Annotated in this window: 20 protein-coding genes; 11 read left to right on the plus strand and 9 right to left on the minus strand. The window is 49.0% G+C overall.

Annotated elements, in window-relative coordinates; all coding sequences use genetic code 11:
- Window positions 1-139 precede the first annotated feature (139 nt).
- Complete coding sequence (locus MHN33_RS04620) at window positions 140-664, plus strand: GNAT family N-acetyltransferase (RefSeq protein WP_239396325.1); 525 nt, start codon at window positions 140-142, stop codon at window positions 662-664.
- 76 nt (window positions 665-740) lie between these two features.
- Here MHN33_RS04620 and MHN33_RS04625 read toward each other — a convergent pair whose 3' ends face one another.
- The 5 genes from MHN33_RS04625 to MHN33_RS04645 all read right to left on the minus strand — a co-directional run bounded on the left by MHN33_RS04625 (window position 741) and on the right by MHN33_RS04645 (window position 8,656).
- On the minus strand, window positions 741-3,344 hold the full coding sequence (locus tag MHN33_RS04625; RefSeq protein ID WP_239396327.1) for a serine hydrolase: 2,604 nt from the start codon (window positions 3,342-3,344) through the stop codon (window positions 741-743).
- Between the two features lie 230 nt (window positions 3,345-3,574).
- The gene (locus tag MHN33_RS04630; RefSeq protein WP_239396329.1) at window positions 3,575-6,103 is read right to left on the minus strand and encodes an FtsX-like permease family protein; all 2,529 of its coding nucleotides are present in this window, start codon (window positions 6,101-6,103) and stop codon (window positions 3,575-3,577) included.
- A complete protein-coding gene (locus tag MHN33_RS04635; protein ID WP_239396331.1) occupies window positions 6,094-6,756 on the minus strand; it encodes an ABC transporter ATP-binding protein in 663 nt (220 codons plus the stop codon). Before MHN33_RS04635 ends, MHN33_RS04630 begins: the two co-directional genes overlap by 10 nt.
- A 142-nt stretch (window positions 6,757-6,898) precedes the next feature.
- A complete protein-coding gene (locus MHN33_RS04640) occupies window positions 6,899-7,237 on the minus strand; it encodes a hypothetical protein (RefSeq protein WP_239396333.1) in 339 nt (112 codons plus the stop codon).
- Window positions 7,238-7,342: 105 nt separating this feature from the next.
- Window positions 7,343-8,656, minus strand: coding sequence for an AarF/ABC1/UbiB kinase family protein (locus MHN33_RS04645; protein WP_239396335.1), 1,314 nt, complete (start codon window positions 8,654-8,656; stop codon window positions 7,343-7,345).
- A gap of 212 nt (window positions 8,657-8,868) precedes the next feature.
- On the opposite strand from MHN33_RS04645, the gene MHN33_RS04650 reads away from it, so the two are divergent.
- From MHN33_RS04650 to opgC, 5 genes are all read left to right on the plus strand, one after another.
- Window positions 8,869-10,275, plus strand: coding sequence for a coniferyl aldehyde dehydrogenase (locus tag MHN33_RS04650; protein WP_239396337.1), 1,407 nt, complete (start codon window positions 8,869-8,871; stop codon window positions 10,273-10,275).
- A 135-nt stretch (window positions 10,276-10,410) separates the two neighbouring features.
- Entirely contained in the window at window positions 10,411-12,237 is a 1,827-nt protein-coding gene (locus MHN33_RS04655; protein ID WP_239396347.1) for a di-heme-cytochrome C peroxidase, read from the plus strand.
- A 441-nt stretch (window positions 12,238-12,678) separates the two neighbouring features.
- A complete protein-coding gene (locus MHN33_RS04660; protein ID WP_239396349.1) occupies window positions 12,679-13,254 on the plus strand; it encodes a hypothetical protein in 576 nt (191 codons plus the stop codon).
- A gap of 411 nt (window positions 13,255-13,665) precedes the next feature.
- Window positions 13,666-14,457, plus strand: coding sequence for a hypothetical protein (locus tag MHN33_RS04665; protein ID WP_239396351.1), 792 nt, complete (start codon window positions 13,666-13,668; stop codon window positions 14,455-14,457).
- A 216-nt stretch (window positions 14,458-14,673) separates the two neighbouring features.
- Window positions 14,674-15,789 carry an OpgC domain-containing protein gene (gene opgC / locus MHN33_RS04670; protein WP_239396353.1) on the plus strand — a complete coding sequence of 372 codons (1,116 nt, stop codon included), beginning with the start codon at window positions 14,674-14,676 and terminating at the stop codon, window positions 15,787-15,789.
- 509 nt (window positions 15,790-16,298) lie between these two features.
- Here opgC and MHN33_RS04675 read toward each other — a convergent pair.
- The gene (locus tag MHN33_RS04675; protein WP_239396355.1) at window positions 16,299-16,589 is read right to left on the minus strand and encodes a helix-turn-helix transcriptional regulator; all 291 of its coding nucleotides are present in this window, start codon (window positions 16,587-16,589) and stop codon (window positions 16,299-16,301) included.
- A 350-nt stretch (window positions 16,590-16,939) separates the two neighbouring features.
- Here MHN33_RS04675 and MHN33_RS04680 point away from each other — a divergent pair, with 350 nt between their 5' ends.
- From MHN33_RS04680 to MHN33_RS04690, 3 genes are read left to right on the plus strand one after another with little or no spacing between them, the layout of a single operon-like run.
- Window positions 16,940-17,197: a helix-turn-helix transcriptional regulator gene (locus MHN33_RS04680; protein WP_343224812.1), complete on the plus strand. Its 258-nt coding sequence runs from the start codon at window positions 16,940-16,942 to the stop codon at window positions 17,195-17,197.
- On the plus strand, window positions 17,194-17,637 hold the full coding sequence (locus tag MHN33_RS04685) for a hypothetical protein (RefSeq protein WP_239396359.1): 444 nt from the start codon (window positions 17,194-17,196) through the stop codon (window positions 17,635-17,637). Before MHN33_RS04680 ends, MHN33_RS04685 begins: the two co-directional genes overlap by 4 nt.
- A gap of 12 nt (window positions 17,638-17,649) precedes the next feature.
- Window positions 17,650-18,249, plus strand: coding sequence for a hypothetical protein (locus MHN33_RS04690; protein WP_239396361.1), 600 nt, complete (start codon window positions 17,650-17,652; stop codon window positions 18,247-18,249).
- A 68-nt stretch (window positions 18,250-18,317) separates the two neighbouring features.
- Here MHN33_RS04690 and MHN33_RS04695 read toward each other — a convergent pair whose 3' ends face one another.
- The gene (locus tag MHN33_RS04695) at window positions 18,318-19,238 is read right to left on the minus strand and encodes a LysR family transcriptional regulator (protein WP_239396363.1); all 921 of its coding nucleotides are present in this window, start codon (window positions 19,236-19,238) and stop codon (window positions 18,318-18,320) included.
- A gap of 853 nt (window positions 19,239-20,091) precedes the next feature.
- On the opposite strand from MHN33_RS04695, the gene hutH reads away from it, so the two are divergent.
- Window positions 20,092-21,585: a histidine ammonia-lyase gene (hutH, locus tag MHN33_RS04700; RefSeq protein WP_239396365.1), complete on the plus strand. Its 1,494-nt coding sequence runs from the start codon at window positions 20,092-20,094 to the stop codon at window positions 21,583-21,585.
- A gap of 13 nt (window positions 21,586-21,598) precedes the next feature.
- Entirely contained in the window at window positions 21,599-23,611 is a 2,013-nt protein-coding gene (locus MHN33_RS04705; protein ID WP_239396367.1) for a urocanate hydratase, read from the plus strand.
- Between the two features lie 274 nt (window positions 23,612-23,885).
- Here the strand turns inward: MHN33_RS04705 and MHN33_RS04710 are convergent, their stop codons facing one another.
- Both MHN33_RS04710 and MHN33_RS04715 read right to left on the minus strand, forming a co-directional pair.
- A complete protein-coding gene (locus tag MHN33_RS04710; RefSeq protein WP_239396369.1) occupies window positions 23,886-25,115 on the minus strand; it encodes an ectonucleotide pyrophosphatase/phosphodiesterase in 1,230 nt (409 codons plus the stop codon).
- A 142-nt stretch (window positions 25,116-25,257) separates the two neighbouring features.
- Window positions 25,258-26,298: a S66 peptidase family protein gene (locus MHN33_RS04715; RefSeq protein WP_239396371.1), complete on the minus strand. Its 1,041-nt coding sequence runs from the start codon at window positions 26,296-26,298 to the stop codon at window positions 25,258-25,260.
- Between the last annotated feature and the right edge of the window lie 169 nt (window positions 26,299-26,467).

Below are 26,467 nucleotides of genomic sequence, written 5' to 3' on the forward strand. Positions count from 1 at the left end.
CTGGTTGCTCACTGGCACTGACCGCATTACAAAAGGACATTTTTGTTTAATGCAATTTATTCAGTGGCTGCTCACCTGCCGCTGATTGTAATGAGCGCTTTGCTGTTATTCAAAGCGCGGTTTAAACGGACACGGCCCCATGCATGAAAGTAACACGCACAACTATAAGATCCGCACTGCGAACAGTCTGGATTGCCAGAAGCTGGCCGTGCTGGCTGCGCAGGTTTGGCTCGATACTTACGCAACGGATGGGATTAGACCAGACTATGCAGAATACGCGAACAGCACCTTCACCACAGCCTATTTTCAGTCTTTGCTTAAACACTCGGATTACCGGCTGCTTGTCTGTGAACAGGCTGATATGCTGCAAGGCTTTGTGCTGGTCAACCTGGCCGCTCAGTACCAGACGCCAGACAATGGTTATGAAATCGACAAACTGTATGTGCATAGATCATTTCAGGGCAAAGGGGCTGGGCGTGCTCTGCTAAGCCGGGTTGCCAGTCACTATGGTACGCCCATGTGGCTTTACACCTGGACAGAAAACACAGCAAACCAGTTTTATCGCAGACTGGGGGCTAAGCAAATAGGTACACTCAGCTTTGAAGCATTCGGTAGTACAATTAACAATAACGTTTATAAAATATCCACAGTTAAGCACTTATGAGATACGTCAGCCTGTATCTGCTTACAGTGCCAAAAGGAGGGGCGCAGCCCTCCTTGTACCGTATCACTACGACGTTTTACTGATGAGCCACTCCGGCACGGTAGAATGCAGCCAGGTGAGTCTGCAAACGCTGTATGTTTGACCCGTTCCCCAGCGTGCCATCTTCCGCATTCGCCAGCGCCACCACACCCGTTTTGGTGTATGGATTGTAACTCATAATGGTATGGGTACCCGGATCGCCTCCGCCATGACCCACAAACGGACCTTGCCAGAACCAAAACAACCCCTGCGTGTCCATCCAATAGGTCGGCACGTCTGTTTGCACAGACAGCATGGTTGCGACACTGTGCTCACTCAACACGCTGACATTGTCCAGTGTGCCACCCTGACTGATGGCAATTAACAAGCGAGCCAGGTCATGCGCCGTTGAGTTCAAATCTCCGTCAAAGAAAGTCGGATAACTGAACTCAGGCACATAGTGTACTGTGCCTTCATCATCCACTGTGTACTGAGGTGTTTTCGGATTGTCTTCTGGCAACTGAGTATAATCCCAGTGTGTGTTATTCATCCCCAACGGCGCAAACAAGTTTTGCTGCAAATGCTCAACCAGGCTAATACCCAGCACATGCTCAACGGCATACCCTGCCAGACCTGCCCCCACATTGCTATAGTTGTGAACACTGCCAGGTGGCAAGCTGCCTGCCCCAATATATACGTCCTCACTGTAATACTGACCATCTTGCAGTAAATACGCCCGATAGAACTCGGTGGGATCCGTCAGCGTTGTGTCTTCACAGACCTCATGCCCGCCTTGCGCATATAAAGACAAATTCGTGCCATGAATATAGTAGCTGCAATTGTATTGTACGGTGTCTCTGATGCCCGAGGTATGCGTCACTAAATGCCGCAGCAGGATATCACGCTCTGTATTTGGGTGTGCTATATCAAACGGCAATTTCATCTCAGACAATGACATATCCAGATTGAGTCGGCCTTGTTCAACTAACTGCATCATACCAGCCCCCATCACCGCTTTACTGGTTGAGCCGACATTCATCGGGGCATGGACCGTCATGGGCTGCCCGGTTTCCAGATTTGCGATTCCGTAGCCTTTTTCAAAAATGATCTGCCCATTTTTGATAACCGCCACGGCAACGCCGGGAATGGCCATCTCGGCCAGACTCTGAGCAAAGGTCTGGTCTACTCCCGGAAAGCTAAAACCCCGGCTCGGCGCCGCGCCGAGTGCTTGAATAGCATAATCAAGTACATTATCCGATGCCCATTCGACTTCTTTTCTGGCGTAGACCGGCACAGCCGTATCCGGCGTCACGCCGGCCGCTTCAAGGACCTGGTTACTGAGATCCAAATAGTTCTGGTGGCTCAACGATCCTGTCCAGCCATTAGGCAGCGTAAAGCTCAGTGCATCTGACACCGCCCCATTGGTCGCGCCACCGATAAGTGTTACATGAGGCAAGGATTTTAAGGTTTGGGCCAATACTTCGCCCGCGCTGTAAGCCAGCTCGCCGGTAAGCACATATACTGGCTTAGTGTAAGCCTGATCCGGCGCGGCTTTCAGTGTTATTGCCTGCTTGTCCTGCTGGTAATCGTTATTTTGGATCTGCTTGTATGCCACAGTTTGTGCCTGATCGTTAAAAAATCGCGCAATCTCCAGTGAAACCCCATCAAATCCCCCATCGTTCACTCGCAAATCAATAATAATGCCGTCGCTGTCAGCCAGGTCTTTCATCACTTCGCGCATTAATGTTTGGGTATCCTCAATATCCTGCTTTGCATCAGAGATAACAGCAAAAAAATCATCGCTTTGTGACTCTTCAGGCGCCAGCATGGCAGACTCACGGTCAATACGAATATAACCCAGGTTGCCTGCCACTTTGCCCCATCCAAGGGCATTACTGTCCTGATATCGTGTTAGTTTTTCACCCGTCAGATATAGATTGGTAATTTGCGCAAACTCACCCAGCTGCTCGTCATAGGCGGTGTCAATATACGCTTCCCACTGCTCACCGTGGCGCTGCAGCATAAGCCAGACTAAATCTTCATATAGCGCCGTGCTGCTTTCACCCGACACTTCAAAGCGCTTGCCATCTGTGAGTGACACATGCGTATCATCAAAGTCTTCAAGCATGGCTTCAAAAACGCTCGCAAGCTGCTGTGGTGAAGTACCTGCATTGATCTGGGGTCGGTATGTCGTATAGGCTGCCTGCCAGTCAATGTCTCTAAGCGCAAAAAATGCATAGTAATCGTTAAATGTATGCCAGAAATACTCAAAGTTGGCTACGGGGTCGTCACCGTTCAGGCGATTTTTGCGCTGACATTGCTCACGCATTTCTGATTGTTTTGTAAATACCCAGTCATTGGTCGCATGAGTGGTTAACGTCAATGTACTTTTGTCGCTTTTGAGGTACTGATCCAGCTCGTCCAGCTCTTTGTAGGGGTGTGTTTCAACCAGCACACAGCCATGGCTGTTATATTGGAAACGCCGCAAATGTTCGGTATCAAACTGCCACAGATTGCCAGTGCCCTGCTGCACCCAAACCCCCCGATGTTTTGCCAGCGAATGATCGTCATTACTCGTGCCACAACCTGCGAGCAACAAAGCCGCACTGACCAGGCCCAACGCCATCCCCCTTGATTTTCTCTTACCCTTCACGTCACACATACCTTTGTCCTTTTCCTTTTGATTGTCTTCCAGCCCAGACAGCCTGAGCTGGCCCTGATGAGGAGACTTAAGGCTAGATGAATGCGTTGCTCGATTCTGTAGTATGCTTATTCAAGGTTGTTTAATTGTGTCGTACCCTGTCAGGAAATGTATCGAACTGTGGCCCTGTGCGCTTAGGCTTGTTAAACATCGCGTACATCAAATTGTCAATTCCCTTGCTCAGCACGGCGTTATCCGCCTTCTTTCAATAACCCCATGCTACTTCTGCACAATTGCTTACGGCTGAGTAAAATGCCACTGAGTGCCACCACCAGTGCAATGGCAACTGCCTCTGCAAACATCAGCAGCAGACTCCCCCGATAAGACATGGCCAGATTCTGCTGATAAAATGCATCGATAAAGCTGTATATTGCACCAACCGCACATAAAGCCGGGATCACAGTCACTATCAGCCATTCAATGCTGAGGATCTTCAGGCCTTGTGCGGATGACAGGCCAAAGCTCAGCAGCAACCCATTACGTATCTGATCTTTTTTCATATGGGTCTGAATTGCAGCCACCATCAGCAGATTGCTAAGCAACGCAATAAATGCACCGTAGCTCATGACCAGCACAATCAGTGCCTGAACTTGCGTACGGATCTTCTCCAGCAGGGCATCCACAGTGACCAGGCGTAACTGTGGATATGCACGCCACAACTCACTCACGGCTGCTACGCCACGCGCATTGAGCTCAAGACTGCCCATATGGTAAATCGGCTCCACCAGACTGGGGGCGCTATGTTGTTGCAACACAAACCAAAAGGTGACCGAGCTGCCACCAGGTTTAAACTGGTGAACCGCGGTAATGGTAGCCTCAACAGCTTCATTGCCAATGAAAAACTGCACAGTGTCGCCAAGCGAAAGTGCCAGCTCAACGAATACCTCATGATCGACAGAAACCCCCATCCGGGATGGATCCATTGACCACCTCCCTTCTGTAACCCGGACATTCTCAGGCGTTTGTGCATGCCAGTGCAGGTTCACAGGTTGCGCCAGACGACGCAGGGTATCACTGGGTTGAACATCCCGCTCCAGCACCCCGATACCGTTAATATGTGTGACCTGCGCCAGCTGAAATGCCTTCATCTCTTTAATATTCCCCTGATAGCGGGCAACAAAGGATGTAAGCGCTTCTTTTTGTTGATCATCTGCCTTGCTGACAAATACATTACCCTGATGCTGATAAAGATAAAGCGCCAGCATATTGGTTACATCCCGTCCCATATTAATACTCAGCAATAACAAGGTGAGACTCAGACTCAGTGCTGTAATTTGCACCAGTTTGACTGACATACGCTTTCGTAATAACAACAGAGTAAAGCGCACCAGTCCCCAAGGCTGTGGCATTAAATAGCTGCCAAAGCGAAGCACCAGCCAGGTGACCAAAAGCACCAGTAAAACACACACTCCCAGCCCACCCAGCAGCATGCCACTGAGTAGCCAGTTATCGGTATACCGCAGTACCAATGCTATCAGCAATCCTGCCGGGCTAAGCATTGCCAGCCAATACCCGTGCCCTCGCTCAGTACGTTGTGCCAGTAGCAGACGAATATCCCCTTTGAGCAAGGACAGCCATACAGGTAGAACAATAAAAAAATAGACGGTGGTGGCCAAAGTGCAGGCAGCCAGTAGATCTCGCCACTGCCATTGCAGGGCAAATCCTTCGATATAACCCTGCGCCAGATGGCCTATCCCATAGCTTACCAGTAACGCCAGCAGCAACGCCGGTAGCAAGCTCAGTATTAAGATCATCGCACCGGCATGGATTGCCAGCACTGGTAACAGGCTGCGCGGCATGCCACAGGCCAGCATCACAGACACACTTCTTTTAAGTGGCTGAATTTGAACCTGGCTACATAACCACAGGATCAATACGCTCAGTAACACGATGATCAAGCTCAGCAGCCCGAGAAAATTCTGCACCCGCTCCCAAACTTTAGCCAGGGGGTAGTTATTGAGAGATTTGCTGATCACCTGTGCCGTGGGCGAAGCCGACTGAAACTGTGCAATAGTGCTTTCAGAAAGTGCCTTGTGTCGCATCAGCGCTCTGTTCAGATGTGGGGCCAGGCGGGCTGCGGACAGGCTGGACTCAGACACCATTGCACGCATATCGCTGCCGAGCCCCTCAAGCACTCGATCCGGTTCAAGCAGCAGAAGCGCAGCGACTCGCAGTTGTGTTTCGCCAAGCAAAATTGTCTCGCCCAACTCCACCGACAAAGCAGCGGCAAGTCTGGGTTCCAGCCAGATTTCTCCGGGTTGCGGGCCTTTTTGAACGTGCTGTGTATTAAGCCCTTTGCTGAGGCTGATATGAATGTCACCCTGCAACGGGTAATGATTATCAACGGCTTTGAGAAGCACACTTTGATGATGCGCCTGATGGCTCAGAGTAACATGATACTGAGACTGTATGCTGTAAGCTTGGCTGTGCGCCTTAACCCAGGTTAACTCCGACTCCTGCCAGGCTCGCCTGACTGTGACTTGCGTGTCTGCGCCTAGCGTATTTTGCAGATTGTACGCCAAAAACCGCTCAACCCCCTGACCCAGCAAGCTGCTGAGCAATAAATAAAAAAACAACAGGCACAGAGCGCCGAGCGTCAGCCAGTATTTACCGTCTAACACTTGCCGCCACAGTACACTGGAAAAAGCAAGCAGCGCGTGTGCGGGTGTGACCGTATGCCGGTTATCTGAATCGTGCGTCATCGTCTGCGTTAGTGACATAGTGACAGCCTCCCATGGCTCAGGCGATAGGCCTTATCCATACGCCGTGCTAGAGCCATATCATGTGTCACCAACACCAGTGCTGCACCACTTTTTCTGGCACCACTGAGCATCAGGTCCATCACCTGCTCCGCGGTTTTTTCGTCCAGGTTCCCCGTGGGTTCGTCTGCAAATAATATCTTAGGGTGTGCGCACAAAGCGCGGGCTATGGCTACCCTTTGCTGCTCACCGCCGCTTAACTGAGTGATATTGTCTGTTAATCGCTGTGCCAGTCCCATCCGGGTTAACCAGTCAATGGCCTGCTGCTGCGCATCACGGTTGCCCCTGAGCTGTAGTGGCAATGCGACATTCTCTACTGCATTTAACTCGGGCAACAAGTGAAACTGCTGAAATACAAAGCCACTATGAACAAGCACCTCAGCGGGATTCAGTGTCTGATCATCGCAACGATAATACACTTGTCCAGACTGATAAGGCGTCAGCCCGGCCAGCAAAGAAAGTAACGTCGACTTACCACACCCGGAAGCGCCTACGATAGCAATGTGCTCACCCGCTTCAAGGTGTAAATCCAGGGCATCAATCAATGCCAACCGTGTACCATTGTGTAGATTTATACTGTGTTTAAGGCCACTGACCTCAAGTGACAAAGCCATGTCTGAATCCCTCATTAAGTTATCTGGGGCTCAGCATGTGCTCCGGGCTGTGAAATGTATGTGAAAGAACTGAAGAGCGCCCGACTGGGCGCTCTGGTGGAAAGCTAGTGACGCACCTGTGATAAGGCGTCGCTGTTGCTTTTTAGAATCGCGTGTCCTGAAGTGATATCTGGCTAACTTCACAATCAGCTGAGGCCGATGTCAGACGCACTTTTTTACCCGACATATAAGCTGACAAAGCCAGACTCAAAAAATGATCCATTTTGTCTGCAGTGTGCTTACTGTATGTAATTGTCGCAGTTTTGTTACAACCGGCCAGCTCATACTGTACATCATTATTAAAGTACAGACGGATCGACCTGTTAGATGAATAGTCGTATACCTTAACGCCTTTTAGCGTTCCAAGTCCGATGTCGGTTATAGCAGCAGACATAAAAGGCGTCAGCGTTAAAGCTGCGCCAACAAACAGTTGTTTTATCATGATAATTTTCATTTTTCTCAAAAAATACATCATAGCTTAAGCTAAACTGATGTTCCAATGTTTCTTTTTTGATAACAATCAAGCGCAGATGTCGGCTTGGCTGCGTCAGTCGTTTAACAGTTCCAGCAAGGGCGCAAGGTTTACCCGTGCTTTCAGTCTGGCAGCAATCAGGTATAAGCCCCCCAGTTTACGATGAATAAACAAAGAATCCACTGGCGGAGTATGCCACTCCCTGAATTGCATACTCAATTGCTTGCCCTGCTCACTGATCTGCTTTGCCAGCCCACTGGCAGCGAAATCAAACGGCGTTGTAGCGCGCAGCGGCGAGAGAACCAGTTCAAACAATGACAACACCGCCTGCTGGTAATGCGGGTCTATACCCTCTGCAAAATATCCGATTTCACAGGCCGCCTCTTTTAACGCCTGAAGATTTTGCTCGGCCCCAGCCCTGAGAAGCTTTTTATAGCCCAGAATCAGCTCAGGCGAAATGGTCCTGGTTGCGCCAAAGTCGAGCAGCACAATCTGACCGGTCGCCCGATTGTACTGATAATTCGCCAGATTCGGATCAGTTTGTACCATACCCAGCTCAAACATCTCGGTAAAGAACAGTTCAATCAAGCGAAAGGCCAGCTCGTCACGAGCCTGCTGTGGCAACGACACCATGTTTTCCAGTGGCTCACCCTCGACAAACTCCATGGTCAGCAAGTGTTTGGTGCTCAGAGCCGGGTAACTGCCCGGTACTTTAAAGTGTGGATTATCCGCCAGAGCCTGAGCAAAAGCATTAAGGGATTTCGCTTCGTGCAGATAGTCGGTTTCCGCCAGCAATTGTAACTTTGCCTCTTCAACCAAAGGCGCGATGTTCAGGGTTTTTGGCAATAATCCGGAGAGCTTAACCAGGCTCACGACGTTATCAACATCACTGTGAATGCTGCCGGCAACGCCCGGATATTGCACTTTGATGGCCAGCGGCTTGCCCTGCTCAGACGTTGCTTTATGCACCTGACCTATAGATGCACGAGCAAAGCTATTCAGATCTATGTGGCTGAATTTATCCAACCAGTCGGGGCCAAGTTCTCTTTCAAACGTGGCAACCAGCTGCTTGTGAGGCATGGGTGCCGCATCGGCTCTGAGTCGCGCCAACAATTGAGCCAGCTCAGCAGGAAGCAGTTCTCCTGCATCCATCGACAACAACTGCCCCAGCTTCATCGCCGCACCACGCATGTGCGACAGCTTTTCAGCAACCGCGTTCACATTACCCGGCTGCAGTAGTAGCTCTGCACGGCTGGATTTTTGACCTTTCAAGGCTTGCTTGGCACCCGCGATCACCACATTAGATGCCACTTTACCTGCCAGGCCACCAAAGTGTGCCAGCCTGCTCAAGCGACTAGCCGGTACTCGGCGCGATTTGTTATTCAACACTCAACTCCTGCAACTTAATTCAATCCTGTGATACGCACAGTTTACCCATTTTGTTCAGGATAACTAGCAAAAACTCTGTCTAGATTGCGTTCAGGTTAGCGAATATTTTTGACCAATTTTAGAGCTTTTATTCACACTTCAGCGTATGAGGGTTATTATCAGGTAAACCGCTTTGCAAACTTTCGCGAAAAAGGCCCGCAACAATGAGCAATATGAGCACAGTATCTGAACACGCGCTGCTAACCATGAACTTTCAGGCTATGCAGTCGGCCTACCGCCGGGACCCTGCGCCCGACTACGCGCAGCGCGTTGCCGTGCTTAAGAAGCTTAAACAGGCACTGATTACTCACGAACAGCAGATCTACCAGGCACTATCCATTGATTATGGTTATCGCAGTGAGTTCGATACCTTCTTTGCCGATATCATGCCTACCATAGCGGCCATTAAGTATGCCATTAAACATTTGAAAAGATGGATGCGGCCCTCAAAACGTCACGCCGGACTGATGCTCGCCCCCTCAACGGTGACTGTGCATTATCAGCCATTAGGTGTGGTTGGCGTTGTAACTCCCTGGAACTTCCCGTTTTATCTCGCGCTGGGCCCAACTGTTCAGGCGCTGGCCGCAGGTAACCGTGTGATGATCAAAATGAGTGAATTTACGCCAAATGCTAATCAGATATTGCGCACCATTCTTGACGACATCAGTGACCATGTTCATCTCGTAGAAGGCGATGCCGAAACCGGCGCAGCATTCACCGCCTTGCCATTCGACCATCTGATATTTACCGGCTCAACCGCCGTTGGCAAACTGGTTGCCAAAGCTGCCGCCGATAACCTGACCCCGGTTACGCTGGAGCTGGGCGGCAAATCACCCACGATTATCGACGCACATATTGATATGAAGATCGCTGTGGATGCCGTGATCATGGGTAAATCTATCAACTCTGGGCAAATCTGCGTGGCCCCGGATTATGTTTTTGTCCCAACCACGCGCCTGGATGCATTTATTGAGACATTTATTGCACGCTACAGCGAATACCACCTGAAAAGTGCCAACCGCAATCAGCAAAGCCATATAATTTCACAGCGCCAGCACACTCGCTTAGTGCAACTGCTGGAAGATGCAAAAGCCAAAGGTGCCAAAATACATGCTGTTAAGGCGATGGGACCAGATGACAACAAGTGCGTTTACCCGCATTTGCTGACCAACCTGACAGACGATATGGCGGTGCTAAAAGAAGAGATCTTTGGCTCATTATTGCCTGTTATGACCTACGAAACGTTAGATGACGTGGTAACTTACATCACTGATCGACCTCGTCCGCTGGCGCTGTATATTATGTCAAACAATCCGACATTGATTGAACGCCTGATCACCCACACGCACAGCGGCGGCATAGGCATTAACGATACCGCCATGCATGTGGTTGCAGATGATGCCCCGTTTGGTGGCATTGGCCATTCGGGTATGGGTCATTATCACGGTTACGAAGGCTTTTTAACCTTCTCGAAGGCCAAAACCGTGCTGTATTCCAGCAGCTGGCTGCCTAAGAATCGGTTTTTACTCAAACACCGGGATTGGGCGTTAAAAGTCCTCCGTAAGTGGTTGTTAAGATAAACAAGGAAGAATAAAGCCCGAGATTGCTGCTGAATCATAACGGGTACCACACCTAATTTGTAACTTGCTGTAATAGCCAAACCGGCATTTGGTAACTATTCTTTTACATCTCTCTGAGTGCAAGGAAAAAAACCAATGAGCAAGTTACCTGTTATCGCAGCCCTGAGCGCGACCAGCCTGCTGGTCTTAGTTGGCTGTTCTACCAACCGTCATATAGCCCCCGCTGCTCCCATAGAGGTCACCCCTGAGCATGGCGATGTGCCCAAACGGGTGTGGTTAGATCAGGGCTGGAGTGACAAAATCCGCGAAGATTTCTGGTTTACCGGGCAAGGTTCGCAAATCATTCCCTACACCTGGTTTGTTTGGCTGGAACAAGCCGACAACACGCAACTGTTCCGACATAGTGAACACATGGAATTTTTACGTTATCTGCCCAGCAAGGCAAGCACACGCAACCCTGGCGGTCTGCCCATTGGCTTTGCGCTGCATAGCAACCAAAAAACCGGTGAAAACTGGGTCGGCATGACCTGCGCGGCGTGTCATACCAGCCAGATTGATTATCAGGGCACCAAAATGCTCGTTGAAGGCGCGCCTACGCTGGCCAATTTCGTGTTGTTTTTTGATAAGCTGGTCGCCGCCCTGAACACAACCCTGAAGGACGACGCTAAGTTTGATCGCTTTGCCCGAAATGTACTGGGTTCAAAATACAGCGACAGCAGCAAGGCTAGCCTCAAACAACGCCTGCAACAAGTCGCACTGCAAACAGCACAAAGACAGGCCGTTAACGCGCTGCCGGACGACTACCCCGAAGATTTTACCAGTTATGCCCGGCTAGATGCCTTCGGCAACATTCAAAACGCGGGGACGGCGTTTGCGCTTAACGATCTCACCAACAAGAATACCCCGACAGGACCTGTGTCTTATCCGTTTTTGTGGGGCACGCATCAGTCAGACGTCGTGCAGTGGAATGCCTCTGCGCCCAATACGCCGATTGTGGGACCCCTGGTGCGCAATATTGGCGAAGTCGTAGGGGTATTTGGCGAACTGAACATTGAAGAAGCACCGGTCTGGCAACGCATCTGGGGTAAGAAATTCCGCTACAGCTCGACCGTCGATATGATTGGGCTGGGTTATATTGAGTCCTGGGTCAAAACCCTGAGGTCGCCACAATGGCCTGTTGAGTATCTGCCCGCCATTGATACAGAAAAAGCGGCCAAGGGGGGGCTGCTTTATAAGCAAGCCTGTGCCAGCTGCCACCAACTGATCCCCCGGGAAAAAGAGCACCTGGATTATATTGCAAACCAGACCCTGGTTTCTGAGCTGGGCACCGATCCAGTGACGGCTAACAACGCCTCCTGCCACATGGCCAAAACACTGATTTTAGAGGGCACTAAAGAGCGCATTCTGATCGGCAATAAATTTCAGGCCATCGACAATGCAATCGATGTGCCTGTCAATGGCGTGGTCGGCTTAGTACTGAAAGATTTACCCACTGCGCTCAAAGCAGGCAATATTCCCGAAAGGACCGGCGCTGACGGAGAAAAAATATCCGTTGTGAAAGAACTGGAAAATCTGGTCATGCAACATCTGAAAGCCCGCGGAGAGCGTGCCGATGCAGTGGAAAACGATTGTGCCGATGGTGTACTTGATGGCGCTGTATACAAAGGTCGTCCGCTCAATGGCATTTGGGCAACCGCGCCTTACCTACACAACGGCTCTGTGCCCAACCTTTATGAGTTAATGAAAAAACCCGAACAGCGCATCACCGAGTTTTGGGTGGGCAGTCGCGAGTTCGATCCCGTCAACGTCGGGTACATTACAACACAGGGACTGAACAAGTTCAGGGTAAAGGCCGGTAATGGCCAAATCATGCCCGGCAACTCCAACCTTGGCCACAGCTATGGCACTGAGTTTAGCGACGAGGAAAAGTGGCAGATCATTGAATTTATGAAGACACTGTAGGGTCAACCAGTTCGCAGTTTCAGAAGGTTGCAAGCCTGGACTGCGAACTGAATAGTCTTTTACCCGCTTAACAATACCAGCCGCTAAACCTGCGCACATATTTAACCGTCCCAACTCAAATGTAAACGGAGGTTTGGCTGATTAAGTCTTGAATTTCCAGCCTGTGAGACGGTAATTGCATGTACTAAAACCTCAGTTCAAATGTTGGTACTGATTCAAATTACGGCGTAATTTGCCTCAAACTATATGACGCTAAGATTCGCCCAAAGCAAGCAGAAGGGATCCCTGGAGGGTTACACGAATACCGACCAAGCAGTGGCAGCTTCAACTCAATACTGAATGACTGTACTCAATTACCATAGTGGATCTATAATTCACTCCTTGCAGGCACAAAAGCCATTCACTCTATGAGTGTCAATTTCAAAGCAATAGGTAAAATAAATGAACAGACAAATAGCCGTCAGTGCTCTTATGGTTGCAACATTATCAGCTTGCTCAACAACTGGTTATACGGTTGCCCCTGGTAAAGAAACCGCATCACTTCGCGTAGTCTCTCTGGATAGCGGCAATGTGTCAGTATGGATTGACAATACGGAAGGGTGTATTAATCACAACTTTATTCGTGATGGAGAAATTGCCGTTTTGGGGGTAAAGGCCAACTTGCTTGCGGACCGCCAAGCAGGCCGAGTAATTGGTATGCCCATGTATCGTTCAGAGGTTCACGAAAAACAGCAAACGGAGCTGAAAGTAGAAGCAAACGTACCTATTTCGTTTTATTTTGCGGGCGTTTGGGTAACTGGCACGAATACACGCATCGACGGCTATAGATACTGTGTTAAAGAAGTCAGCTTTACTCCACTTGCCGATCATAATTATGAAGCTCAATATTATGTAGATCAAATAGATGGCAAAAAGCAATGTACAATCACACTTTACGATATCAAGCAGAAAAACGGCGAGTTCGTAAAAAAAGAAAATGAAAACTATGAACTAACAACAAAGCCATGTGAAAATTAATTCACACTAAGAAGCCATGATTTCTTGGTACCTGCAATGTGATGCTCGCCCGTTTCAGCCTACCTTACTTTAAGAACTGGTGAGCATGCTTTAGGCTGCTACACTCCAGATTGATGGTGGAATACGCTTATTACCCCCAATGAATAACAGTTCTGTAAGGAGCAACAGCGTTATGCTTTGGTGTGCAACCAATGTGGATTGACTCACACAACAGTAAACCCTCAATGACTTGTTGTGGAAACCTCCCCAATCGGTTAACTTAGCGTTTCCAAAAAAACTCCAAATGTAATTATTGATTAGAACATACGGATGCCTAAAACATGCGTTTGTAAGTCGCGTACAGGCAGGTTTGCTTGCAATTGCCGACCGTCGAAAGATAAATGCTTTGGATCACAAAATTAAGGATAAGTTATGAAATTCACAAAAGCTGCGCTAAGCCTTGCCTTAGCTTCTTCTTTAACATTCGGGTTTAATGCGAACGCAGGTCATCATGATATTACCTTTAAACTCGCAGCCACCACTGACGGAACAACCCACTCTGTACCTATGCCGATTATGGGCCAGAACGCGTTCTCTTTTGACATCATGCTGGACTATCAATATCAGAGTAATGGCGGGCGATGCCTGATTCTGTATCATCAGGACTCCTGTACCATCAAAAACATGAATGGTGCAGTCACATTATCCAACATTCACTGGGGCAGAGCATCAATGCAGGGGTCCATTCAACAGATCTCTAGCTGGATGTACCTGCATCATCAGGAGCAGACTTCAACGGTATTGATCCCATCCAGTAATGTGCACTTTTACTTTTTAGACAATGCACAACCTACATCAACCTTGAATGTCTATGGTCGCTCTTCGCATCAGGTAGCCAATTACGGCCGTGCCAGTATGCAAACAACCAAAAACGCCAACAACCTGGGTTTTGAACTGGCTCGCCTGCCTTACAATACCAAACAAGATGGCGTGAAGTTTCCTATGATGGCAGGCTGTATGAACCTGGCGGTACTCAACACCAGCTCATCAAGCATTACACGGGTTAATTTTACCCAGGCCAACCAGACAACCGGTCCAATCACAACCACATTGTGTGTACCAGGTAACGATACCACCACCTTTGTTGGGATAGATACCACCACAGAGCGAGTCGCTAATATCTCAACTCAGGTTCCGGCCGAATTGTCTCACTTGTATCAGTAATTCATCATTAGGGAGCTTAAATTGCCAGGCTCCCTTATTTTGTATATATGAGGGCAAACCACAACCCTTGTTAATGCTCCTTCCGGTAACTATTAAACATTCTCAATTGTCTCTATCCATTCTCTGCGTTAAGTTTTGTACCTAAAAGTCTATATCCTATTCGATGACATGGCCCACCCGCCTGCGGACAAAATCTGTGAGGTTTAAGGAGAGAACATGAGCCGAGATTTAACCTATGATGGCCTTCGCGGCTGGTTGCTTATTATCATTGCCTGCAATCACTTGTTTGGCAGCTTTGTCACTCAGTTTACCCGTACTCCGCTGGGGTTTGTTTCGGCAGCTGAGGGGTTTGTGTTCTTATCCGGGTTTGTTGCTTATCTGGTGTATGGGCGACTGGCTGGTGATAGCAAAACGATGCAGCGAAAAATATGGCGACGCTGTTGGGTGATTTACGGGTTTCATCTGAGCGCGATTGTGCTGTGCTTTTCGCTGGTAGCCTTGTTTCCTTTGTATATCCCACAGTGGTCTGATTTTTTTAATGCTGCCAACTGGTTTAGCAATCCCATCCAAAGTGTTTTGTCTGCCGCCTTGCTACTCGAACACCCTGGTTTTCACGATATTCTGATCCTCTATCTGGTGCCTATGACATTTTTGCCGTTTGCCATCGTAGCACTTAAACGCGCTAAAGCGTGGTATGTGGTCGCAACGTCCTTGCTGGTCTGGCTACTGGCCCAGTTTGTGACAGCTGAGTTTTTAGCATCGCCGTTTAATCTTGTGTTTAACGACATCACATTAAACGTCAGTCATTTTGACCCCTTCGCCTGGCAGATTTATTTTTATCTGGGTGTGATGCTCAGTTATCTGAAATTTGATAAAGGCCATACCTTTATATTTACTCCTGTGGTGAGAATATTGCTGCTAAGCGGTGTGGGCTGCTTCTTTGTTGTTAAACATGGCTACCCACAGCTGATGCAACCCTATTATGCGGGCCACGGTAGCGCCTCTGTGCTCTATCAGGTTAATTTGTTGCTAAGCGCGTATCTGATAATGCTGCTGATGCGACGTTTTTCGTGGCTTTTTACACTGAAATACCCGGTGTTTATCGGCCAGCACGCCCTGCCCGTGTTTACCTTTCACTGTGTGGTGATTTACTTTCTGCTGCCCTGGAGCCATGCGTATACCACCGCCCAGTGGTACTGGGATGTGTTGATTTGCATGCTTTTTGTTAGCTTATTAGCCATTCCAGCCAAGCTAGACTGGTACTGGCGTAGCCATTGCGGCAAGAATACAAGCCATGCAAGTACAGTTAAGCAGGTCAATAATTCTTACTAAGCAACTATGGTATATATACTGCGCAGCTCAGCTCACCACACCCAACCGAGTAACATTTTACTCACAGAAAAACACGAAACAAAAGCACTGTTAACACAAGCAGATACATTAGACTATTTTAATGCTCGCTTATAGCAAATAAGCAAACTACATCAAAAACTTAAAGGAATATGATAATGAAATTAGGTCTAAAGAAAAAAGCTTCAAAACACTTAGTGCAGACAACAAGCAACTGCCAAATGATGCAACACCTGCTGTAGCTGGCGGTCGTGTAACAGACTACTGGTCAAACCACTGCTGGACTCACGAAATTAATACCTGTGACAGCGCAAAGCACACTGATGCTGCAGCGACGTATTGCTGCCGCTCTGCTATGTGCTAAACAGCACAAAAAACTAAAACCATGCTTTAAGCAAGCGTGAGTTACAAAAAACCAGACCTGCGTCTGGTTTTTTTGTGGAAACGGTAATCCGGGGGACCAAACACCCATATCGTTTTAGTCAGTTGCTTTATTCCTGAAGGCATTCATCCTTTTTATTAGCCTTATTTTGCTCAGAAAACAAGATATTCGGGCAGGAGAAGTCATCGCCGAACATCAGGTATAATTCGTATACGTGCTCTATGGTCATCACTGAGCGACCCGACTCAAAATTACTGATTGTTGACTGATCAACATTGAGCTTGGCGGCCAGCTGAGCCTGGGAGAGCTTGTTTTTATGTCTCAAGTTGCGCAGATTGCACTGCAAACGCCCCATCAGCTTATTGATTCTCTGTTTTCTGGCAAATGTATCGTTTTTCATAGCCTAATCCTTTTACACGCTTGTATACTGGCCTGCACAAGCGCTGACCGTATTTTTATCAGATACACCTGAAAAGCACCGTTTCAGGCACACCACCTGGTTAAACTGTTGGAAAAATCGCTCCCAATGTAAACGTCCTGTTGACCTTTTTAACGTTAAGAAATATCGTGTAACTCACAGTCCCGCACGGCTGTTAGTGTTGCAATAGCAACGAGATAAATTGATATCTCTAACTTAAGTCAGTTTGACATGTTCCCTTTTTGTATTAACATTGCGACTTTCTTGTTAAGATTATGTTCATTCGAATGTGGAAAAGTCTCCGCATTCAATAAAAAAAGGAAAAAAAGGACGTGATTGATGGCGATGATTTAAAGGCAATGAGGAAAAACGCCGGCATATCCCAGGAACTGATGGCAAAAAAGTTAGAGTGCGACCGTAAGACAATCAGTAACTATGAGCAGGGTGTCAGTGACATTAAGTCTAAACAGCTTTTTCGCTGGCTGATGCTATGCAAAATAGATACACGCTCTTTACTCAATGAAATCAGACAGATCAGTGGCAGTTTAAACCGCTATGATGCGTCAAAGTTACAGGATGACGAAAAATGAAAAAGATACGCCCACTTACATTTCTCAATAAATTGGCTTCTCTGACTAATATAACAGGCCGGGAGACAGGCCAAGACCTGAGTAACGAAAAAACTTTATCAGCTGGTCAGGAGGGATTAGTATCGGGTTGCGGTATTTATGAACCTAATGATCCTCGCGTCTCAGGTGCTTTTAAGCCGGTAAAACCAGACGCTTCAGATGGCAATACGTCAAAAGTTCTTTCTGATAGTTTAAGCGCAGAGGTAATGGGTGGAACAGGTGCAAAAAAACCACCAAGACATGCCCTAACTAAAACAGACGATTCTAGTAATATAGTTGAGAGAAAACCTCTTAGTACCGAAGCTTGCATATTGATAACTGGTGGTACTGGCGCTAAAAAACCGCCTAGAGCTGCCTGTATCAACTCGGACTTGTTATTCAATAACGCTATGGATAACTAACAAGGGGAGATAATGAAACTTTCAAATTTAATCTTGCTTAGCATTGCTTCCTTAGCACTCTTTTATATTCAACTATGGGATGATCGTCTTGTAACCCCGCAATACCTAATATTTCTCTTGGTATGTGCATGCTACGGCAAGTTCAAAAAGGATATAAACATAACTCACATTGCTGGATTTATGTTTGTTGCTACTGGTATTTCTTACGTATTATTCGAAAATGGTATAATAAACTATGTAACGCCTTCAGGTAACCCTCTTCTACAAGGCACTATCATTTATGGAACGCAATTGTTATTAAGCCTTTCCACTGTTTTTGTGCTCATTTTTAGAGTCCAGATTTCTAAGTTAATTTCAAAATCTTCCAAAGTTGAGCTTACTAACTTTGATGGTGTTTTCCATTGGATATATATGTATATGTCGCTGCTATATATCCTAGGAATGCTAGAAAACATTGCTTGGTCTTACTTCGACATGAAGTCATGGACGTTAATATATGATAATTTTGAGGGGTTAATTTATATCGCCTGGGCATTGTGCTGTGGTGCCCTGCTGACCATGATGATCCTGTCCGGAAGAGAAGACGGCTCTGAGGCTTCTCACGCATCTTAAATTGGCCCCTAAAATTCCATTGCCCGATGCCAGTCAGCTTTGCTGACTGGCATTCTTTGTGCGCCACTCTAACTTGCATGCACCCGCTTTATTTCTTCTATCAGCGCCTCAGCCAATGGTGAAGCGCTGTTGCTTTTTGACGTGATCAGCATCACCGGGATCTGATAGGCGTATTTTTCTGGCTGTATGGCTCTGAATATGCCTTTATCGACCCAGTAGCTGGCGTAATGCTCTGGCAGATAGCCGATAAACTCGCCGGACAATATTAAGTGGGCAATCCCTTCATCATGATAAGCGATGGCGCTGTTTTGGTAGTTAAGGCCATCGTTGCGCACTTCTTTATCGCGCAGGTAGTTACTGGTGATCACTTCAGCCTCGGCCAGTAATGCCTCTAATTTTGCACTGTCGCTTTCGGCCACATCATCTTCCAGCAGCTCAAACAGTGGATGACCCTGAGCACAATATAAATAGTTGTACTCATTGTGTAGCGGGTAATAGTCCAGACCGCGCAGCTGATGGCGACTCACGCCCAGACCCACCAGAGAGCGGCCGTTCACCACTGAGGTTTCGACTTCGCGGGCTTCACACACATGAATATCAAACTGAATATTGCCACCACGCGCTTTGAGCGCCGAAATGGCCCGCGCCACGCCGCAACGGGGATCGCTGACCATAGTATCTATCGTGGCAATGGTCACCCGCCCCGAGAGTTCATTTTTAGAACTGGCTACGGTACTGGCAAAGGCTTCGCATTGCTGCAACAGCTCCAGGGACGCCTGATAAGTCACCCTGCCGGGCTCGGTCAATTCAAAACCGCTGCGCCCGCGTTTACATAATTTCAGGCCCAGCCGTACTTCCAGGTCCGACAGGTGCGAACTAATGGTCGAACGGCCGATGTTCAGGCGCGACTCCGCAGCCGACAGGCCGCCACACTCCACAATAGCGACAAAGATCCTCAGTAGTCTTAAATCAACGTCTTGTACCTGCACGCCTAATTACCTCTTTTATTTATGTCTGCAATGCTCCGGCTTGCTCTACTTCTCCCGTCTGTTTTAATACCCAAGTTGCCGGTTGGTAGTTCCCGCATCAAGTGCGGGATGACCGGAGCTGGGTGCTGAATAACCGGAGTTGAGTGCAGGAAAGCTGGGATTGAGTGCTGAATGACGAAGCATAAAAGCGCACTAATCAAACTATCCACCATCACACCTTTTCACAAAAAACCTACCCTTTTCTCGCGTCATCCCGGCCTTGAGCCGGGATCCACACCCAGACCATTTAGGCGTCTGTTTTAACACCCAAGTTGCCGGTTGGTAGTTCCCGCATCAAGTGCGGGATGACCGGAGTTGTGTGCTGAATAACCGGAGTTGAGTGCAGGAGAGCTGGAATTGAGTGCTGAATGACCAAACGTAAAAGCACACTAATCAAATTATCCACCATCACACCTGTTCACGAAAACCTACCCTTTTCTCCCGTCATCCCGGCCTTGAGCCGGGATCCACACCCAGGCTATTCAGCCGTCAGATTTAACACCCAGGTTGTCGGTTGGTAGTTCCCGCATCAAGTGCGGGATGACCAGAGTTGGGTGCTGAATGTCCGGAGTTAGGTGCCGAATAACCGGAGTTGAGTTCGGGATGACCGAGGTTAAACGTACGCTGTTCAACTAAAACGCCACCTCTTACTCGCTCGAACTTTTAGTTCGATACTTTTTAGTTCGGCACTTTAAGTTCGATAAAATCGGAATGAATTACGATAATTATGCATTTATAAAACTACTACAGCAAGTTAGGATTGTGAGATAAAAACACCATCTGCATGTAACAAGATGATATTTAGGAGAATAAAATGACGTTTAGATATGGTATCGATCGTCTGGATCTGGACACAGTCAACGGCATTGCCGACGGCAGCATTAAAGCCGAACTGTGTCAGGAAGCGCTGGATAAAATCAACGCCAGCCGCAGCAATGTTGACGTGATGGCCGCCTCAGACAAGGCTGTGTACGGTATTAACACCGGCTTTGGTCCACTATGCGACACGCAAATCTCACCAGAAGAGACCAATCTGCTGCAAAAAAATCTGCTTATCACCCATGCTGTTGGGGTTGGCGAGCCAATCGCTAAGCCGATTTCTAAACTCATGCTGATCACCAAAGTCCATGCGCTGAGCCAGGGTTTTTCAGGTATTCGCCTGGAAACTGTGGAACGTATGCTGAAGTTTATTGAGCTGGACCTTATCCCTGTGGTGCCGGAACAAGGCTCTGTGGGTGCATCGGGTGACCTTGCGCCACTGTCTCACTTATTCCTGCCACTACTTGGCGAAGGTGAATTCTGGCAGGGCGACAAAATTGTACCCGCGGCCGAAGCGCTGAAAGAACATGGCCTGGAGCCAATGGAGCTGCACGCCAAAGAAGGCCTGGCCCTGATCAATGGTACTCAGTTTATCCTTTCACACGCCATCACCGCGCTGACCAAAATGCGCTATCTTCTGGACCTGGCAGACGTGGCCGGTGCCATGAGTATTGAAGGCATGCAGGGCAGCCAGTCGCCGTTCCGTGAAGAGCTGCACCAAATTCGCGCCTTTGCCGGTAACCTGGAAGTGGCCAGGCGGATGCGCCGTTTATTCAAAGACTCGCAGAATATGGCCGACCATGAAGAGTGCGACCGCGTACAGGACCCGTATTCACTGCGCTGTATACCACAGGTGCATGGTGCGTCTCGCAACGCCTACAACCACCTTAAAGAGCTGGCTGAGATTGAAATGAACTCAGTCACCGACAACCCGATTGTGATCAGCAGCGAAGAAGCCATCTCGGGTGGCAGCTTCCACGGCCAGCCGCTGGCTATGGTGCTGGATTACGCCTCAATTGCTGCCGCTGAGCTGGGCAACATTTCAGACCGCCGCTGTTATTTGCTGCTGGAAGGTCTGCACGGTCTGCCGCGCTTATTGACCACTTCTGGCGGTCTGAACTCGGGCATGATGATCCCACAGTACACCACCGCAGCCTTGGTCACTGAGAACAAGTCTTTGTGCTTCCCGCCATCGGCAGACAGCGTACCCACCTCCATGGGCCAGGAAGACCACGTGTCTATGGGTAGTATCTCGGGTCGTAAACTAAACCAGATCCTGGGTAACCTGGAAAAAATCTTTGCCATTGAACTGATGTATGCAGCCCAGGCCATTGAGTTCAGACGCCCTAACACCTGCTCAGACCTGATTGAAGAAAACTTTGCGCTGATCCGCAGCAAAGTCGCCAAACTTGAAGAAGACAGACTGCTTAAACCCGACATTGATCACATGGTCGCATTGGTTAAGTCACAAGCATTTACGGTTAACTAAGGGGAAAATAACAATGACCACCACACTGAGTTTTCAGGACCAAATTAAGCAAGGGATCCCCAGCGAGTTGCCAGCGCCTAAGCCTTACCCGGCCGGTGCCAACCGCGCCCCCAAGCGTAAAGACATTTTATCAGCCGAAGAAAAGCAACTGGCGCTGCGTAACGCCCTGCGTTATTTCCCGAAAGAATGGCATCAGGAGCTGGCGGCAGAGTTCGCCGAAGAGCTGAAAAACTTCGGCCGTATTTACATGTACCGCTTTAAGCCTAACTACGACCTTAAAGCGCGCTCAGTTAGCGATTACCCGGCCAAATGTCAGCAGGCCGCAGCCATCATGCTGATGATCGACAACAACCTGGACCCGGCAGTTGCCCAGCATCCGGAGGAGTTGATCACTTACGGCGGTAACGGTGCGGTATTCCAGAACTGGGCGCAATATCTGCTGGCCATGAAGTACCTGAGCGAAATGGAAAGTGACCAGACACTACACATTTACTCTGGTCATCCGATGGGCTTGTTCCCGTCAAGCGAAGACGCACCGCGCGTTGTTGTCACCAATGGTATGATGATCCCCAACTACTCAAAACCTGATGACTGGGAAAAATTCAATGCGCTGGGCGTGACTCAGTACGGCCAGATGACGGCGGGTTCTTTCATGTACATTGGCCCGCAGGGCATTGTTCATGGCACCACCATCACTGTGATGAACGCATTCCGTAAAGTCCTTGAACAAGGTGACAGCCCGAAAGGCAAAATCTTCCTCACCGCCGGTCTTGGCGGCATGAGTGGCGCACAACCTAAGGCTGGAAACATCGCTAACTGTATTACCGTTTGTGCCGAGGTGAACCCGGCTGCTGCCACTAAGCGTCACCAGCAAGGCTGGGTTGATGAGCTGGTAGACAACATGGACGAGCTGGTTGCGCGCGTTAAAACCGCGCAGGCGAACGAAGAAGTGGTCTCAATTGCTTACATCGGCAACGTGGTTGATGTCTGGGAAACCTTCTACGAGCAGGATATCTTTATTCATCTGGGTTCAGATCAAACATCGCTGCATAACCCCTGGTCAGGCGGTTACTACCCGGTCGATATCAGTTTTGAAGAGTCTAACCGACTGATCCGCGAAGAGCCACAAGTGTTTAAAGAAAAAGTGCAGGCTACGCTGAAGCGTCATGCCGATGCGGTGAACAAGCACACAGCCCGTGGCACTTACTTCTTCGATTACGGCAATGCCTTCTTGCTCGAAGCCTCACGTGCCGGTGGCGATGTCATGGCTGAGAACGGCATCGACTTTAAATATCCGTCTTACGTGCAGGATATTCTTGGCCCGATGTGTTTTGACTACGGCTTTGGTCCGTTCCGCTGGGTGTGCGCTTCTGGCAATCCAGCCGATCTGGATAAAACCGACGCCATTGCCGCTGAGGTGCTGAACAAGATCATGGCGGAATCTCCGGCAGAAATTCAGCAGCAGATGCAGGACAACATCACCTGGATCAAGGATGCGAAACAGAACAAGCTGGTTGTGGGCTCACAGGCGCGTATTCTGTATGCCGATGCACAAGGTCGTATGGAAATTGCCAAGGCCTTTAACGATGCCATCGAGCGCGGCGACATTGGTCCTGTGGTACTGGGTCGTGACCACCACGATGTGAGTGGCACAGATTCACCGTTCCGCGAAACGTCCAACATCTATGATGGCAGCCGCTTTACCGCAGACATGGCCATTCACAACGTGATTGGCGACAGCTTCCGTGGTGCAACCTGGGTGTCTATCCACAACGGTGGTGGCGTTGGCTGGGGTGAAGTGATCAACGGCGGTTTTGGTATGGTACTGGACGGCAGCAGCGATGCAGAGCGTCGTCTGAAGTCTATGCTGTTATTCGATGTCAACAATGGTATTGCACGGCGCAGCTGGGCCCGTAACGAAGAAGCCAACTTTGCGATTAAGCGCGAAATGGCCCGCACGCCTAAGCTTAAAGTGACGCTGCCAAACGGTGTAGACGACGAAATTTTAAACAGCCTGTCGCTGTAAGCACTAATAGCACAGTGGAAAAGGCTGCCTGAGGCAGCCTTTTTTATGGGTCGCTGGCAAATTGCGTGACTGTTCACTCACCGGAAAATAAACAGTTAACTCATTGTTTTTATTTACCATTACATTATTACCCACAGATTTTGTGACTATCTTGTGAGTAACTCAGGAATAGTTCAGAAAACCTCTCATTCACTTCTGCCCTGTGTGCTGGAAATGAACACACCTGGCCTGCATAACTAAACCACGACCCCATCCAAATCTGCTCATCCGCTTATTAATGTCGAAGCGCCGGTAATAAAGTCGCACCCGTGCCATCGATATCGGACAGCAATGCAAGACCCAGGATCTGCGCCACGACCGGGTAAATATCCAGATTCTTCACCGGGCCAATTTCTGCGCCTGGTTTAAATGCGGGACCCACAGCGACAAAGGTCGCATGCATATCGGGTGTCACCGCAAAGCCATGGGTGCCATAGTGCTTGTCTTTGTCATCATAGGCAAAATAGCGCGGCGCCTGCGTTTCAATGACTATGTCGGCGGTGGTTGAAGTGATGGTTACCCCGCGACTTTTCAGGGTTGCTTCACTGGTAATGTCGTAGCGACCACGGGCATTGCGCATCAGCTGAGCGCGCACCTCATCGAGGTCTAACGTTGCATCCGGCTTTTTGTAAAGCCAAACCTGAGTGCCACTGTTTTTAACGATGAAATTGCTGAGATCGACGCTTAAGTCCGACAGCTGCAAACGCTGCTCAGGGTCCAGCTGCGCCATACCGTGATCTGACACTATGATCAGGTTCACATCCTGTTCGACCTCGCGCTGAATCCGCCTTGCAAGCTGGCCAATCAGTTTATCTACCTTTTGCACCGCCTGATAAGTTTGCTGTGCATCCGGACCAAAGTCGTGTCCCATGGTATCCACCAGTGAAAAATACCCGGCCACAAAGCGAGGACGTGTTTGCGCTGGCAGTTTCAGCCACTGCACTATCTGGTCAATGCGTTGCTGGTAGTCACTGTGCTTTGAGTAATGGTGAAAATAGCTGGGTGTCATACCATTAATACGGGCATCCGATTCGGGCCAGAAATACGTTGCGGCCTTTACCCCCTGCATCTCGGCCAGGTTCCACAGCGGGATCCCTTTTAGCCACGAGCTGTCATCCCTGCCATGGCCCATTTTATAGCACTGGTTGCGTTCTCTGTCGCAAAAATGATTGCCAACAATGCCATGATTGGACGGCAGCAAGCCGGTGATAATAGAGAGGTGATTGGGAAAAGTCTTGGTTGGATAAACAGGCTCCAGGTACTCGGCCCGAACGCCCTGCGCTGCGATAGAAGCCAGGTTCTTAGCCTTGTGCTTTTCGATGTAATCCCAGCGAAAGCCATCGAGCGAGATCATCACCACACTTTGCTCAGCAAGCTGCTTATTTGCAGTTTGCTTTGCCAAAGCCAAAGAAGAGATCAGAGGTGTAAAAAAGAATAAAACCAGTAATATGCGATTGATCATCATACCCTTGCGTTCCTAAAACGATAAACCAGCGCAGGCACTGTAAAACCAAAAGATGAATAAAATGAAGGACCTTTTACCGAACCAGAGGCGTTTTACGACCAGTAACAGATTTTCGGGACGAGCCGCACTCGCCCCGCGCAGGCTAACGTAAATGCTGGACCAGCGTCCACTGCTTGCCACAAAAAGTAACTTCTGCAAGCGCCCCGTTTATCACCACCAGATTCGGGGCAATATGTGAAATATCGACACCCGTGACGATGGGGACTGACAGGTCACCCAGTGCCATTCTTACCGCGGTCTGGCCATCAAAGGCTTTACCTGCATTACCTGATACGGCATTACGACCAATCAGTATGCCAGCGGCGTGATCAAACGCGCCGCGTAATTTCAGACTCTGCAATGCCCGGTAGTAGGCGGTCGGTGACTGTTCGGCGTTTTCAAAGTAAAAAATAAGCTTGTCGTCCGGGTGTCTGTCGCGCAGCGACTGGGGATCAAAATACTCAGAGCCAAACAGCAACATATGCGTATCCAGACAACCGCCTGTCAACCTGCCCTGAAAAGACACCTGTTTTGTACTGTTTGCTTCCTCCCCCAGCAACTGCCAGCCGCCTGGTTCAGTGAGGTTAAATACGGCATTACTGTTCTGGGCATAGTTGCTGTAGCCATGCTCAAAAAACGGCGCATTATGCTGAGTAAAGACCTCACCTGTTGGCGTTTGCAAGTGCGCAAAGGTAGTGGCTGTCAATGGATCAGTTTGTGCCAGCGACAGCTGCATCAGATTGGTACAATGGCAGCTCGCCCAGCCGAGTTTGCTGGTAAACGCACTGAGTACTGTACTGATATCGGAAAACCCCATCAGCCATTTTGGCCGGACCAGTCTCAATGCCTGCCAGTCCAGTAAGGGCAACAAGTCCATGGCAATTTCTCCGCCCCAGGGCGCCATAATAGCATCTACCTGGTCGTCGAGTAAAAACCGCATCAGTTCATCGGCACGCTGCGCCGCTGGTGCACTGACATGCAGCTGATCTTCACGTAAACAGCGCCCTTCGAGCACATTAAACCCACGCCGTACCAGGTCGCCAAGCACCAGCTCAAGCCGGGCGTGCAGAGGTGACGCTACGCCGCTGGAAAATGCGGTAACCGCAATGGTGCTGCCAGAGGTTAAGGGGGCTGGATAGTGCATATGCTGGTCCTTTTTACATGCTAGAAATTTAAAACCATTCAATTCATTATGTTAGGCAGGTATTAGTCACATAATTTCCCCACTTTGTCACCTAATTTCGCGCCTTTTTCACGCTTTTTATTTCCACTCAAACAACAATGGAGCCAGCTTTTTACGAAACGGATAAAAC

This window comes from Pseudoalteromonas sp. OOF1S-7 (assembly GCF_022347765.1).
Classification (GTDB): Bacteria; Pseudomonadota; Gammaproteobacteria; order Enterobacterales; family Alteromonadaceae; genus Pseudoalteromonas.

Bases quoted from the DNA above. Each gene is read 5' to 3' on its own strand.
- MHN33_RS04620 (WP_239396325.1), top strand. From the start codon at position 140: ATGCATGAAAGTAACACGCACAACTATAAGATCCGCACTGCGAACAGT.
- MHN33_RS04625 (WP_239396327.1), bottom strand. From the start codon at position 3,344: ATGTGTGACGTGAAGGGTAAGAGAAAATCAAGGGGGATGGCGTTGGGC.
- MHN33_RS04630 (WP_239396329.1), bottom strand. From the start codon at position 6,103: ATGTCACTAACGCAGACGATGACGCACGATTCAGATAACCGGCATACG.
- MHN33_RS04635 (WP_239396331.1), bottom strand. From the start codon at position 6,756: ATGGCTTTGTCACTTGAGGTCAGTGGCCTTAAACACAGTATAAATCTA.
- MHN33_RS04640 (WP_239396333.1), bottom strand. From the start codon at position 7,237: ATGATAAAACAACTGTTTGTTGGCGCAGCTTTAACGCTGACGCCTTTT.
- MHN33_RS04650 (WP_239396337.1), top strand. From the start codon at position 8,869: ATGAGCACAGTATCTGAACACGCGCTGCTAACCATGAACTTTCAGGCT.
- MHN33_RS04655 (WP_239396347.1), top strand. From the start codon at position 10,411: ATGAGCAAGTTACCTGTTATCGCAGCCCTGAGCGCGACCAGCCTGCTG.
- MHN33_RS04660 (WP_239396349.1), top strand. From the start codon at position 12,679: ATGAACAGACAAATAGCCGTCAGTGCTCTTATGGTTGCAACATTATCA.
- MHN33_RS04665 (WP_239396351.1), top strand. From the start codon at position 13,666: ATGAAATTCACAAAAGCTGCGCTAAGCCTTGCCTTAGCTTCTTCTTTA.
- opgC (WP_239396353.1), top strand. From the start codon at position 14,674: ATGAGCCGAGATTTAACCTATGATGGCCTTCGCGGCTGGTTGCTTATT.
- MHN33_RS04675 (WP_239396355.1), bottom strand. From the start codon at position 16,589: ATGAAAAACGATACATTTGCCAGAAAACAGAGAATCAATAAGCTGATG.
- MHN33_RS04685 (WP_239396359.1), top strand. From the start codon at position 17,194: ATGAAAAAGATACGCCCACTTACATTTCTCAATAAATTGGCTTCTCTG.
- MHN33_RS04690 (WP_239396361.1), top strand. From the start codon at position 17,650: ATGAAACTTTCAAATTTAATCTTGCTTAGCATTGCTTCCTTAGCACTC.
- hutH (WP_239396365.1), top strand. From the start codon at position 20,092: ATGACGTTTAGATATGGTATCGATCGTCTGGATCTGGACACAGTCAAC.
- MHN33_RS04705 (WP_239396367.1), top strand. From the start codon at position 21,599: ATGACCACCACACTGAGTTTTCAGGACCAAATTAAGCAAGGGATCCCC.
- MHN33_RS04710 (WP_239396369.1), bottom strand. From the start codon at position 25,115: ATGATGATCAATCGCATATTACTGGTTTTATTCTTTTTTACACCTCTG.
- MHN33_RS04715 (WP_239396371.1), bottom strand. From the start codon at position 26,298: ATGCACTATCCAGCCCCCTTAACCTCTGGCAGCACCATTGCGGTTACC.